Source organism: Francisella frigiditurris, from assembly GCF_001880225.1.
In the GTDB taxonomy this organism is placed as follows: Bacteria; Pseudomonadota; Gammaproteobacteria; order Francisellales; family Francisellaceae; genus Francisella; species Francisella frigiditurris.
Genome location: NZ_CP009654.1, coordinates 974329 through 988758 on the forward strand (window position 1 = coordinate 974329; position 14430 = coordinate 988758).

Sequence of the window (14430 nt, forward strand, 5' to 3'; positions counted from 1 at the left end):
ATTATATCTAATCAACTAATTTTAAAATTAAAGATGCCATCGGGGGAATTTTTATAGTTATTCGTTGAGCATGTCCATGAGATGGCTCCGGAGCTGTCAGTATTTTTTCACTTATAAGCTGTCCAGAACCTCCAAATTTAAGATCATCTGAATTGAAAACTTCTTTATAAGCACCAGCTTTAGGGACACCTAAGTGATAATCATAATAAACCATTGGAGTGAAATTACAGACAAAGATTAAACTATCTTTTTCATCTTTACTATTTCTTATAAAAGATAGAATGCTTTGAGAAGAGTTATCAGCATCTATCCATTTAAAGCCACTATGATCATAATCAGCTTGCCATAAAGCAGGTTCAGATTTATAAAAATGATTTAGCTTTTTAAAAAATAACTGGGTTTCTTTATGAGCAGGATATTCATTAATTATTTGCCATTGAAGTTGTTCATATTCACGCCATTCAATAAATTGTCCAAATTCACTACCCATGAATATTAACTTTTTGCCAGGATGACCTATCATATAAGTCATATAAAGACGTAGCCCAGCATATTTATTCCATAAATCCCCCCACATTTTATTAATGAGAGACTTTTTACCATGTACAACTTCATCATGAGAAATTGAGAGGATAAATTTTTCTGAATAATGATAAGCCATGGAGAAATTAATCAGATTATGGTGATATTTGCGATGAACAGGATCTAAAGCTATATAGCGCAAAGTATCATTCATCCAGCCCATATTCCATTTAAAATCAAAACCTAAACCTCCGTGTTCGGTAGGTGTAGTGATATTGGGCCATGCTGAAGATTCTTCAGCTATTGTTATAACTCCTTTACAAGTATGTTTAAGGACACCGTTAAGTTCTTTAAGAAAAGCTATCCCTTCTAAATTCTCATGGCCACCATGTATATTTGGTTCCCACTCACCATGATCTCTATCATAATTTAGGTAAAGTATATTTGATACTGCATCAACACGTAGTCCGTCAATATGAAATTCATTTATCCAATACATTGCGTTTGATATTAGGAAAACTTTTACTTCATTGCGACCCAAATCAAAGTTATTTGTTCCCCAGCCTTTATTTGAGGCTTTACCATCGTTTTGATATTCATAACATGAGCTACCATCAAACTTTATTAAACCATGTTCATCTTTACAAAAATGTCCAGGAACCCAGTCTAAAATTACTCCGATATCTGCATTGTGTAGTTTATCAATTAAACGCTTTAAACCAACCAAATCTCCATGGCGACTATTTATTGAGTAAAAACCAGTTGGCTGATACCCCCATGAAGCATCGAGAGGGTGTTCATGTAAGGGCATAAATTCAACGTGAGTATATTCCATTTTTTTGACATACTCAGGTAAGATTTCACTTAGTTCATCATAAGTTAAGAAATTCCCATCTTTGGTTTTCCAAGAAGCTAGATGTAACTCATAAATATTCATAGGGCTGTCGTAGTAATTAGTATTAGTACGTTTTTCTAGCCATTGACTATCTTGCCATTGATATTGGGTTTCAGTGTTAATAATTGAAGCTGTATTAGGTCTCAATTCAGAAGAAATAGCATAAGGATCACTTTTATAAACATAGTTGTTTGTATATTTATTTTTTACTACAAACTTATATTTTTGACCATTACTAACATTTGGAATGAAAACGCTCCATAATCCAGCGGGACTAATTTGTTGCATGTAGTTTTCATTTTTTTCTTCCCAGTGACAAAAGTCACCGATGACACAAATACTTTTTGCATTTGGTGCCCAAGTTGTAAATCTAATACCATCTTGCCCATTTTCTTGAGCTTTATGAGCACCCATAAAATTATATGCGTATATGTGTTTACCTTCATGAAAATAATATTTGTCTAAATCATTTATATTTGAACTACAGTTTGATGATAAATCATTATTATTCATTAAAGCTCCTAATATTAAATATTATCTTTTATATAGATAATGAGGGGTTTTATAAATACATATTAAGTACATTGTATACTAACTAATATCTAACCACTATATATACATATATTCTAAAGTTAAGATAATAGGTTTGATTAGTTTATTTTTATATATAACAAGTTAGTAAATAATTCTAAATCTAAATAGATGGTGATAATATGATTATTAAGTTATTAATTTTTTAATTAAAATTATTAGGATAAATCTAAAGTATGACAATTCAGACAATATCAACTAAACCTTTTCCTAATCAAAAACCAGGAACATCAGGACTAAGAAATAAAGTAACAGCTTTTAAGCAGCCTGGATATTTAGAGAATTTTGTTCAATCAATATTTAATTCTTTAGAGAATATATCAGAGCAAACTTTAGTCGTAGGTGGTGATGGTAGATATTATAATAAGGTTGCAATACAGATTATTATTCGAATGGCAGCTGCTAATAAATTCTCTAAAATAATAGTTGGTCATAATGGAATTTTCTCAACTCCAGCTGCTAGTAGTGTGATCCGTAAGTATAATGCTTTAGGTGGCATCATACTTTCTGCAAGTCATAACCCGGGTGGTCCAGATGGAGATTTTGGGATAAAGTACAATACTGGTAACGGTGGCCCAGCTCCAGAAAAAATAACTGAAAGAATTTATTTAGAGACACAAAAGATTGAAAAATATTATATAAGTGATGCTCCTAAAGAGTCAGTTGATTTAAGTACATTAGGAACTTATAAAATAGAAAATACAATTATTGAAGTAATAGACTCAGTATTAGATTATTCTGAATTAATGCAAAAGTTGTTTGATTTCAATAAAATTCGTCAACTTTTTGCTGATGGTTTTACAGTTAGATTTGATGCAATGAGCGCAGTTTCAGGGCCTTATGCTAAGTATATTTTTGAGAAGATGCTAAATGCTCCAGCCGGAACTGTTGTGAATGGGGAACCTTTAGAAGATTTTGGTGGTCATCATCCAGATCCAAATCCTGTAAATGCTGCTGATCTAGTAGCACATATGAGAAGTAGTCAAGCTAGTGATTTTGGTGCTGCATCAGATGGTGATGCTGATAGAAATATGATTGTTGGCAAGAAAATTGATGTTGCTCCATCAGATAGTTTAGCAATAATGGCTGCTAATGCTCAGCTAATCCCAGGATATAGTCAAGGCATTAAAGGGGTTGCAAGATCTATGCCAACTTCAACAGCGGTAGATAGAGTAGCTGAGTATTTAAATATTCCATGCTTTGAAACTCCTACAGGTTGGAAGTTTTTTGGTAACTTACTAGATGCTGGAAAAATTACTTTATGTGGTGAAGAAAGCTATGGAACAGGATCTAATCATATTAGAGAAAAAGATGGCCTTTGGGCTGTTTTGTTTTGGCTTAATTTAGTTGCTGCAACAAACAAAAATGTTGATAAACTTGTAACAGAGCATTGGGAAAATTTTGGGCGTAATTTTTACTCAAGACATGATTATGAGGCTATTGATAGTGTAATAGCTAATCAAATTATGACAAAGCTAAGAGAGAAGTTGCCTGAGCTTAATGGGAGTATATATAAAAATAATTTGATAAAAATAGCAGATGATTTTAGCTATAAAGATCCTATTGATAATTCTATTTCAAATCATCAAGGTGTAAGAATTATTTTTGAAGATGGTTCGCGTATTGTATTTAGGCTTTCTGGGACTGGAACTCAAGGTGCAACATTGCGAGTATACTTAGAAAAATATGAAGCTAGGTTTGAAAAAACTAATATTCCTACACAAGAAGCTTTAGCTGATTTAATTGAAATAGCTGAAGATTTGACAAAAATTAAATCACTTACTGGAATGAGTGAACCAACAGTGGTAACTTGATTGTAGCTAACCTTTAAAAGGAGTTTATAAAATGAACAATTCTAATAACTCAACGCACCAGCTCTACAAAAAAGCAATGGCTTTAGTTTTAGCAGGAGGACGTGGTTCACGTCTTTATAACTTAACAGATACTAGAGCAAAACCAGCAGTTTATTTTGGTGGTAAATTCAGAATTATTGATTTTGCTCTTTCAAACTGTCTAAACTCAGGTATCCGTAGAATAGGAGTGGTTACTCAATATAAATCTCACTCATTATTACGCCATATACAACGTGGCTGGGGATTTTTAAGAGGAGAATTAAATGAGTTTATAGATTTACTACCTGCTCAACAACGTGTTGATGAAGAGCACTGGTATCGTGGTACAGCAGATGCTGTTTATCAAAATATAGATATTTTACGTTCGTATAGCCCAGAGTATGTGATTGTCTTAGCAGGGGATCATATTTATAAGATGGACTATTCTGTGATGTTAAGAGATCACGTACAAAGTGGTTATAAATGTACAGTTGGATGTGTAGAAATTCCTAGAGAAGAAGCTTTTGCTTTTGGGATTATGGGTATAGATGAGGATCGTACAATTACTAACTTTATAGAGAAGCCAAAAAGTAATGCACCAACTATACCAGGTGATTCAAGTACTTGTTTAGCTAGTATGGGTATATATATATTTAACTCAGACTATTTATATGACATGCTTGAAGAAGATTTGGCAGATAGTTCATCAAGCCATGATTTTGGTAAAGATATTATCCCTAAAGCTGTAAGTCAGAAAGAAGCTTTAGCTCATCCATTTGGTATGTCATGTGTACCACGTGGAGAAGGTTTAAAATCATACTGGAGAGATGTTGGTACTATCGATTCTTTTTGGGCAGCGAACCTTGATTTAGCTGCAAATATGCCTGAATTAAATCTTTATGATAAAGACTGGCCAATTTGGACAGCAGAAGAGCAACTTCCACCAGCAAAGTTTGTTCCAGATAGTGATGGTGTTGATGGGATTATTTCAAATACATTAGCTTCAGGCGGATGTATTGTTTTAGGGTCAAATATTTCTGAGACAGTAATGTTTTCAAATGTCAGAATTGCTTCACATTGTGTAATTGATCAAGCTGTGATCATGCCAGAAACTGAGATTGGTGAGAATTGTCGCCTAAGCAAAGTTGTTATTGATAGAGGATGTGAAATTCCTGCAGGAACTATTATTGGTGAAGATCCTAAGGAAGACGCAAAAAGATTTTTTAGAACAGAGACTGGAGTTGTGTTAGTAACTAAACAGATGCTGACAGCTCTTGAGAAATAAGAGGTTATTATGCGTGTATTACATGTCTGTAGTGAGCTATATCCACTGTTAAAAACTGGAGGTTTGGCAGATGTTGCTGCAGCACTACCTCCAGCTTTATCTGAATTAGGAGTTGATAGTAGAGTACTAGTTCCTGGTTTTCCAGCATTCATGAATAATGTAAAGAAAAAAAGCTTACTAATAGAGCTTCCACCAAAATTTGGCGCTAATAGAATCTCTATATATTTAGCTAAGATTCCTGATACTAAAATTGATATATATATAATTGATGCTCCAAGACTATATGATCGTCCAGGAAATCCTTATACAGACTCAAAAAATCAGCCTTATACTGATAATTATCAAAGATTTGCTTTGTTGGGTTGGGTGGCAGCTAGGCTTGCAGATGGCTTAGACTCTCAATGGAAACCTGAAATAATTCACGGACATGATTGGCATGCAGGTTTAGTCCCAGCATATTTAAAAGCTACTGAAATTGCTACAGGAATAAAAGCTGTAAAGTCTGTTTTTACTATACATAATTTAGCATATCAGGGAGTTTTTCCATTAAATGTTTTTCCAGAGCTAGATTTGCCAAATTATTTCTTAAATATGGATGGAATAGAGTTCTATGGTCAAGTTTCATTTTTAAAAGCTGGATTATATTTTTCTGATAAGATCACTACTGTTAGTCCAACATATGCTAAAGAAATACAAGGACAAGAACAGGGTTGTGGTTTAGATGGTTTATTATCAAATCGTAAATATGATTTATATGGGATATTAAATGGAGTTGATCCAAAAGTATGGAATCCAATAAAAGATCCTTATATAGATGCGAATTACTCTAGCACCACAATTGCAGCAGGAAAACTAAAATGTAAAACTGCTCTTCAACAGATGATTGGTTTAAAAGTTCAAAATGATGCACCTTTATTTGGTGTTGTAAGTCGTTTGACAGAACAGAAAGGGTTGAATCTTGTAATTACAGGTTTAGCTGAAATATTAAATCGAGGTGGGCAAATAGTCCTACTTGGAAGTGGTGATACAGCATTAGAAGAAGCATTTAAATCTGCTGCAAAGACGTATCCTGAATCAGTTGCCGTACAAATAGGTTATGATGAGGAACAAGCGCACCGTATTATAGCAGGTTCTGATGTGATATTAGTACCCTCAAGATTTGAGCCTTGTGGACTTACACAACTATATGGATTGATATATGGTACATTACCATTAGTTCATAAAGTTGGTGGGCTAGCTGATACAGTAACTGATTCGTCACTAGAAAATTTAGCAGCTGATGAAGCAACTGGATTTGTATTTGATAAATTTAGTATAGAAGACTTTATACTTGCAGTACGTAGATCTTTTGCATTATACGATAGAAAAGCAGAGTGGAAAAAAGTCAGAAAGATCGCAATGCAACAACAGGTTGGTTGGGATTCTGCAGCTGAAAAAATCTTTGATATCTATAAACAATTAATTAGCAAAGAAAAATAAAAATCTATATTTCTTGTGTGGAAAAAATTTTAGTGACATTATATTCTAAAAAATAAATTTAATAGTCTTATTAAAAATAAGTTTCTTATAAAAGGTTTTAATTATTATGGACAAAATAAATCAAATTAAATTATCTATCGAAAAAATATTAAATTGTGAAGTTAGTAAAGCTAATGATCAAGATTTATATTATGCATTACTTTGTTATGTTAAAAATCAGACAAATAAACTACCAGAGCAAGACTTTAAAAAGAAGGTTTATTATATTTCTAGTGAGTTTTTAATTGGTAAAATGCTTATAAGCAACCTAATTAATTTGGGTGTTTACAATGAGGTTTGCCAAATATTACAAAATAATGGTAAAAATATAGTACAAGTAGAAGAATTTGAGCCAGAACCATCCCTTGGTAATGGTGGGCTGGGTAGGTTAGCAGCATGCTTTTTAGATTCTATAGCCTCTTTATCTATTCCTGCAACTGGCATCAGCTTAAATTATCATAATGGTTTATTTAGACAGAAGTTTAAAGATCATTGCCAAAATGAAGAACCAAATCCTTGGATAGAAAAATTAGGTTGGTTAAATAAAAAAGAAACTGGTTATAAAATTAATTTCAATAACTTCAGTGTTCAATCGCAGTTACGTGAAATTGATATGGTGGGGTTTGATAATGGTTTTGTAAATAAATTATGCTTATTTGATATTGAAAGTGTTGACCCAAGTATAGTTCATAATGGAATTACTTTTGATAAGACTCAAATTGCTAAAAACTTGACACTTTTCTTATATCCTGATGATAGTGATGAAGCTGGACATTTGTTAAGAATTTTCCAACAATACTTTATGGTTAGCAATGCTGTTAATTTGATTTTCTCAGACATAACTGAAAAAGGGTATAAATTAGAAAATTTACCAGAGCATGCTGTTATACAAATTAATGACACTCATCCGACATTAGTGATCCCAGAATTGGTTCGTCAGCTAGTAGAGAAAGGTATAAATATAGATAAAGCAATTGAGCTAGTTAGTAAGACAACAGCTTATACTAACCATACTATACTTGCAGAGGCTTTAGAGAAATGGCCATTACATTATTTAGAGAAAGTTCTTTCTCCAGAGTTAATAGATATTATTAAATATCTAGATGAAAAAGTTAAAGCTAAATATTCTGATCCAGAATTAGCAATTATTGATAATAATAATCGTGTTCATATGGCACATATTTGTATTCACTATAGTTTTAGTGTTAATGGAGTAGCAGCTCTTCATACAAGCATTCTTAAAAATACAGAATTAAAGAACTTTAATGATATTTATCCAAGTAAATTTAATAATAAGACAAATGGAATTACATTTAGACGCTGGTTATTACAATCAAATCCAGAATTAAGAACATATTTAGAAAGTTTAATTGGAAAAGATTTTATAAAAGATTCGACAAAACTAGATAAGTTATTGGCTTATCATAATGATAAAGCTGTATTAGCAAAGTTAGATGAGATTAAAAAAACTAAAAAAGAGCAGTTTATAGAATTTGCGAGTTATTATTCAGGTATAAATCTTTTAGAGAATGGAATTTTTGATACTCAAATTAAACGTATTCATGAATATAAGCGTCAACAAATGAATGCTTTATATATTATTCATAAGTATTTAGAGATTAAGTCTGGTATTTACCCAAAACCTAAAAGACCAATAAATTTCATTTTTGGTGGTAAAGCTGCTCCTGCATATACTATTGCTAAAGATGTAATTCATCTTATTCTATGTTTACAAGAATTAATCAATAATGACAAAGAAGTTAATCAATATATTAGAGTATTATTCGTTGAGAACTATAATGTTAGTGTTGCAGAGAAACTGATCCCAGCTACAGACATCTCAGAGCAGATATCTTTAGCATCTAAAGAGGCTAGTGGTACTGGTAATATGAAGTTTATGCTTAATGGAGCAATTACTCTAGGTACTATGGATGGGGCAAATGTTGAAATTGCAGAACTAGTAGGAAGTGCTAATATTTACACCTTTGGTAAAGATAGTGACACTATCATTAATTTATATAAAACTAGTGGATATAGATCTAGAGATTACTATAATAATCCGATTATTAAGAGTGTAGTAGATTTTATAGTTTCTCCAACATTATTGGCAATTGGTAATAAAACTAAGCTAGAAAGATTATTTAATGAAATCCTAAACAAAGATTGGTTTATGACTTTAATAGATTTAGTTGAATATATTAAAGTAAAAGACAAAATGTTCGCAGATTATGAAGATCGTGAGCATTGGTTGAGGATGAGTCTAGTTAATATAGCTAAATCTGGATTTTTCAGTTCTGATAGGACTATAGCTGAATATAATAGAGATATTTGGAAGGTTAATTAAATTTATGAGAAAAGCTGGAGTTTTGCTAGCAATATCTAGTTTACCTAGTGACTTTGGAATAGGAGATTTAGGAAAAAGGGCTTATGAGTTTGTAGATATCTTAAAAGAAATGAAAGTTAAGATATGGCAGGTTCTTCCTCTTACTCCATTAGGGTTTGGTAACTCTCCATATCAATCAAGTTCATCTTTTGCCGGTGATGATATCTATATAGGAATTGATCAGTTAATTAAAGATGAATTACTAAATAGCTCGGATATTGAAAAATTTAATACTGACTTAGATAAAGTTGAATATGATTTAGTTAGAGAGCATAAAAATGCTTTATATCAAAAAGCCTTTAGTAATTTTAAAAAGCTTAAGAAAGATAAATTTGAGCAAGATTATCAAAACTTTATAGAAGATAATTCTTGGACTTTAGACTATGCTATTTTCAAAACTTTTAGAAAAGTTAATAATAATCAAATCTGGTCAGACTGGTCTGAACCTTATAAAAATTGGATAAAAAATAAAAATATTGATCTTACAAAATATCAAGAAAGTATAGATTATGAATTATTTTTACAATTTATTTTCTATCGTCAATGGTTTGAGCTAAAGGCTTATGCTAATAAAAATAGTATAGAAATTATGGGAGATCTTCCAATTTATCTAGGGTTGGATTCAGCAGATGTTTGGGAGAATCAGGAAATATTTTTATTAGATGAAAATCAGAAGCCAACTTTTGTTGCTGGAGTTCCACCTGACTTTTTCTCTAAAACGGGGCAGTTATGGGGCAACCCTCTTTATGATTGGGACAAATTAAAAGAAACGAACTTTGATTTTTGGATTAAGCGCTTAGAAGGAAGTTTTAAGCTATTTGATATCCTTAGAATTGATCATTTTAGAGCTTTTGATACTTATTGGAAAATTCCAGCAGCTGAAAGAACAGCTATAAAAGGAGAGTGGATTGAAGCCCCTGGATATGCCTTTTTTGATACTATCTATAAGCAGTTGCCAAAAGCAAATATTATAGCTGAAGATTTAGGAGACTTACGCAAAGAAGTATTTGAGCTTCGAGATCATTATAATTTAAAAGGGATGAAAGTTTTTCAATTTCATTTTGATCCAAGAAAGTTATATAATAAAGAATTCTCAAATGGTAGTAATACTATTATCTATACAGGGACTCATGATAATAATACCTTGCTAGGTTGGTATAATGAGCAAAGTAAATGGTATAAAAAGTTGTTAAAAAGAAGTTTTAAAACTAACTATAAAAAAATAGTTAGAGCTATTTTAAAGTATGCTTTAAACACTGAAGCTGAGTATGTAATTATACCTGTACAAGATATTTTAGAGCTAGATGTAAATGCTAGATTTAATACTCCTGGACAAGTTGGTTCACCAAATTGGGAGTGGAAACTAGTAGATTTTAATCAGTTAAATTTAAAAAAGTCTTATTTCTCTAATATAGTTATAAGTTCTGGTCGTAGTTAATAAATATATTCCTCTAATTTAGTAAATATCTTCACTAATTAACTTTATAGATTAACAGCAATAAGTTTGCTATGATGTTTGAAAAGCCGTGCTGTTTGGGTAAGGAGCTTTGTTATATTGTGTTAAAAATATTTGTACTGGTGGATAGATGAAAAAAATATTATTCTCTTTGTTTTTAATGACATTTTTTAGTGTTGGGTATTCAAATTCTGCGATAGATTCTGCAAAGTCATTTTTGCATAGTCAGTACTATTGTGCAAAAAAGCAACCTAAAGCATCAATAGAATATTTAAAATCAACATCAAATTACGCTTATGAAGTATGTCTTGGTGAGGCACTACAAGATAGAGAAGGTAAGAAGGATTTAAGATCTTTAGAAAAACTTTATCAAAAAGATCCGGCTAAATATGGTTTATATCTTGGGATTGCTAATTATGTTTCTACCGATAGAAAAAATGTTTCAGATAATGTTGAAAATGAAAAAATACTCCAGCCAATCAAGAAAAGTGCAGATGCTGGGAATCAAGATGCAAAAGTTATGTATTGCACATTTAAAGGAGCATTTGCGAATGATAACAAGCTTATAAAATCATGTTTAACTGAAGTAGGTACAGCAGAAGCTTATTACTCTATGGCTGTTGCTGCTGTAGTTTTCTCAGAATGGGAAAATGCATGCTTATATATACAAAAAGCCTACGATGGCGGATATGCAGAAGCATTGCCATTTGATTTGGAATGTAAAATTCAGAATAATAATTATCAATTAACTGATAAAGATAAAGAGCAATTAAAAGCTATGGTGGCAAATAAAGATGCTGAAGTTTCTTCAAAATACTTATCTGCATATTTATTAGGAGATAAAAAAACACAAAGTTTATTATTACCTTTCTTAGTTTAATCTGTCACTAATTCTTCAAATTCCATTTCTGCTAAGAATTATTAACGATGTACGAGAAAATCATATAAAATGATTATTCTTAATTAATTTTATATTAATAATAGTTTGAAAAATTATGCGTAAGTTTACTATTTTAAAAATTGCATCTCTTTATTTTTTTGTTGTTCTAAGTTTATCAGCAACTTTGGCTTATGCAGAAAATAGTGAAAAGAAATTCTCACCATACTCTCCTAATGAAATTTTAATAGATAGCCAAGCCTTTTATGACAATCTAAAACTTATCCAAGGTATGTTCCCTAAAGAGCTTAAAATCTTAGCAGTTATGAAATCTAATGCTTATGGATATGGCATTTCAAATTTAGCAACTGCTGCTAAAGAAGCAGGTATACAGTATTATGGTGTAACAGAAAATTCGGAAATGCTTGCTTTAAGAGATAAAGGAATTACTAGTACGATTATGAGACTTAGGGAGGCAACACCTTCTGAAATCGAAGATGTTTTAAAGAACTCTGATAAATATGGTGAAATAAATGAAATGGTCGGTAATTTGGCTTTAGCAGAGCAGATGAATGAATTTGCCAAAGAGTATCATAAAGTAGTGCCGATACATATTAATTTAAATTCAGCAGGTATGGGACGTAATGGTATTGATTTAGACTCTAAAGAAGGAAAAAAAGAGTTGAAAGAAATACTAGCTTTAAAGAACCTAAAAATAGTTGGAATAATGTCTCATTTTCCTAATGCAGGTGCTCATGATTTAAGCAGTTCAAAAGCAAGTGTAGAGAAATTCAAAAGTCAGACAGACTGGGTTATAAAAGAGGGTGAATTAAATAGGGATGATCTAATATTGCATATGGCAGCAACCTCTGCAGCACTAAGAATGCCAGAGTCACATTTTGATATGATTAGATTAGGCTCATTAATATATGGTGAGAAAACAGAAAAAGAATCTCCAGAAGGACTTAAGCCATTACTATCATTTAAAAGTCATATTGCAGCAAAAATGCCTTTTTCAAAAGGAGATACAGTAGGTTATGGAAGTTTAGTAACTTTAGAAAGAGATTCTGTATTAGCAAATATACCTTTTGGAAAAGTAAATGGAGTTCCTTATAAATTGCAAGAAGTATTAATTAATGGAAAAAGATTTAAAACTATAGGTGCTATGTCAATGAATACTACTATGGTTGATATAACAAACTATGCTGATGACATAAATGTTAATGATGAAGTAGTTATAATAGGTAAACAATCAGGTAAGCTAGGATCAAATGAAATTACATTACAAGAAGTAATTGATAATGCTGGTTTAACAAGCTTATCAATGCAAAGTTATGCTCTAGGTAATTTAAATTACCTAATCAGAAAAGAAGGCAAATACTAAAGAGCTCTTCTACCAGCCTCTTGATCTAGAAGATACAAGCCAGCGTCTTTGACTAATTTAATTTTATTAATCATATCACCAACTGTAGCCTCTTCATGAACTTGTCTATCAATAAACCATTCTAAAAAGCTTTTTGTAGAGTGCTCTTTTTCCTCTTGAGCAATATTCATAATTTCATAAAGCTTTTTAGTAACTTCCTGCTCTTGAGTTAAAGTCTCTTCAAAAACTTCTAGTAAGGAAGAAAAATCATTTTTAGGAGCTTTACAGCTTCTGATTTCTATACGTCCTCCTTTGTCACTAATAAATTTCTTTATTTTTTTTGCATGCATTATTTCTTCTTCAAATTGAATCATAAACCAGTTTGTAAAACCTTCTAATCCAAGATAAGCCGTATATCCAGCTTTTGCTAAATAGACGTTTGCTGATTCTAGTTCATAATTTAATTGATAGTTTAAAGCTTTTACTAATCTTTCTGATAACATTTTCTTTTTCCTCATTTTTAAGCTGTTACACTATGATTCTAAAGCTTTTAAGAATGTTTTTCAAAAAAGTAATAAGCATGCCCAAAAAATGTATAATAAATATTAAGTTTTTAAATATTCAAAATGATTTTTATGTCCGGAGTTAAAAAGATAATACATATAGATATGGATTACTTTTTTGCACAGATTGAAGAGAAAGAAAATAGTTATCTTGCTGATAAGCCATTTGCAGTTGGTGGAACAAATCCAAAAAGAGGTGTGATTTCAACTTGTAATTATATTGCAAGAGAATATGGGATTCGCTCAGCTATGCCAACAGCCATCGCTTTAGAGAAATGTCCACAGCTTATACTTCTAAATACAAATATGGAGAAATATAAAAAAGTATCTAATGATATTAGAAAAATATTTTACTCTATAACAGATAAAGTTGAGCCTTTATCACTAGATGAAGCATATTTAGATGTATCAGGTGTTCAAGAACATTCAAATAGTGCAACGTTAATTGCTCAAGAAATAAAAAAAAGAATTTATAATGAAACTGGATTAACAAGTTCAGCTGGAGTTGCTCCAAATAAGTTATTAGCTAAAATTGCTAGTGATATTAATAAACCCAATGGGCTATATGTTATTAAGCCTAATGATGTAGATGATTTTATTTACAATCTACATGTAAAGAAACTTTTTGGAGTGGGTAACGTTACTCAAGAAAAATTAAAAGTGATGGGTATTGAATATTGTTATCAGTTACAAGCGGTATCTTTAGATTCTTTAATTAGTAAGTTTGGAAAACTAGGTTCAAGTCTCTATCAATATTCTCGAGGTATTGATAATAGAGAAGTAAATTCAGAAAGAATAAGAAAATCAATAAGTGTTGAGAGTACATATCTCAATGATCTTAAGACTTTAGATGAATGTTTAGAAAAAGTCCCATTTTTATATGAAAAATTATGTATGCGTATTTCTGATGAATATATTAAGAGGATAAGTAGCATTTTTATTAAAATAACAGATACTAACTTTATTAAAAGCAGTATCACAAAACAAGTAAAAGAATTTAATTTAGATAGTTTTATTTTTTTATTAAAAGATATATATATTAAACAGACTTTGCCTATTAGATTGTTGGGAATAGGAGTTAGATTAAATGAGTATGAGGAAAAACAATTAAGTATGAATCTTATTTAGTCTTAATATTTTTAATA

Annotated in this window: 10 protein-coding genes; 8 read left to right on the forward strand and 2 right to left on the reverse strand. The window is 31.0% G+C overall.

All coding sequences use genetic code 11. The features are described from left to right. Window positions 1-7: 7 nt before the first annotated feature. Entirely contained in the window at window positions 8-1930 is a 1923-nt protein-coding gene (glgB, locus tag KX01_RS04825; protein WP_071663909.1) for a 1,4-alpha-glucan branching protein GlgB, read from the reverse strand. Window positions 1931-2184: 254 nt separating this feature from the next. Here glgB and KX01_RS04830 point away from each other — a divergent pair, with 254 nt between their 5' ends. The 7 genes from KX01_RS04830 to alr all read left to right on the forward strand — a co-directional run bounded on the left by KX01_RS04830 (window position 2185) and on the right by alr (window position 12743). Beyond that, window positions 2185-3822 (forward strand): alpha-D-glucose phosphate-specific phosphoglucomutase, encoded by a 1638-nt coding sequence (locus KX01_RS04830; RefSeq protein WP_071663910.1) that lies wholly within the window; start codon window positions 2185-2187, stop codon window positions 3820-3822. A gap of 31 nt (window positions 3823-3853) precedes the next feature. Beyond that, a complete protein-coding gene (gene glgC / locus KX01_RS04835; protein ID WP_071663911.1) occupies window positions 3854-5125 on the forward strand; it encodes a glucose-1-phosphate adenylyltransferase in 1272 nt (423 codons plus the stop codon). Between the two features lie 9 nt (window positions 5126-5134). Next, window positions 5135-6604 (forward strand): glycogen synthase GlgA, encoded by a 1470-nt coding sequence (gene glgA / locus KX01_RS04840; protein ID WP_071663912.1) that lies wholly within the window; start codon window positions 5135-5137, stop codon window positions 6602-6604. A 106-nt stretch (window positions 6605-6710) separates the two neighbouring features. Continuing rightward, window positions 6711-8987 carry a glycogen/starch/alpha-glucan family phosphorylase gene (gene glgP / locus KX01_RS04845; protein WP_071663913.1) on the forward strand — a complete coding sequence of 759 codons (2277 nt, stop codon included), beginning with the start codon at window positions 6711-6713 and terminating at the stop codon, window positions 8985-8987. A gap of 4 nt (window positions 8988-8991) precedes the next feature. Then, window positions 8992-10464 carry a 4-alpha-glucanotransferase gene (gene malQ, locus KX01_RS04850; RefSeq protein ID WP_071663914.1) on the forward strand — a complete coding sequence of 491 codons (1473 nt, stop codon included), beginning with the start codon at window positions 8992-8994 and terminating at the stop codon, window positions 10462-10464. 148 nt (window positions 10465-10612) lie between these two features. After that, window positions 10613-11362, forward strand: a complete 750-nt coding sequence (locus KX01_RS04855) for a hypothetical protein (RefSeq protein ID WP_071663915.1) — start codon at window positions 10613-10615, stop codon at window positions 11360-11362. 115 nt (window positions 11363-11477) lie between these two features. Further along, the gene (gene alr / locus KX01_RS04860) at window positions 11478-12743 is read left to right on the forward strand and encodes an alanine racemase (protein ID WP_071663916.1); all 1266 of its coding nucleotides are present in this window, start codon (window positions 11478-11480) and stop codon (window positions 12741-12743) included. On the opposite strand, the gene KX01_RS04865 is transcribed toward alr, so the two are convergent. Beyond that, window positions 12740-13225, reverse strand: a complete 486-nt coding sequence (locus KX01_RS04865) for a ferritin (protein WP_071663917.1) — start codon at window positions 13223-13225, stop codon at window positions 12740-12742. The genes alr and KX01_RS04865 overlap by 4 nt on opposite strands. A 132-nt stretch (window positions 13226-13357) precedes the next feature. On the opposite strand from KX01_RS04865, the gene dinB reads away from it, so the two are divergent. After that, a complete protein-coding gene (gene dinB / locus KX01_RS04870; RefSeq protein WP_071663918.1) occupies window positions 13358-14413 on the forward strand; it encodes a DNA polymerase IV in 1056 nt (351 codons plus the stop codon). Window positions 14414-14430 lie beyond the last annotated feature (17 nt).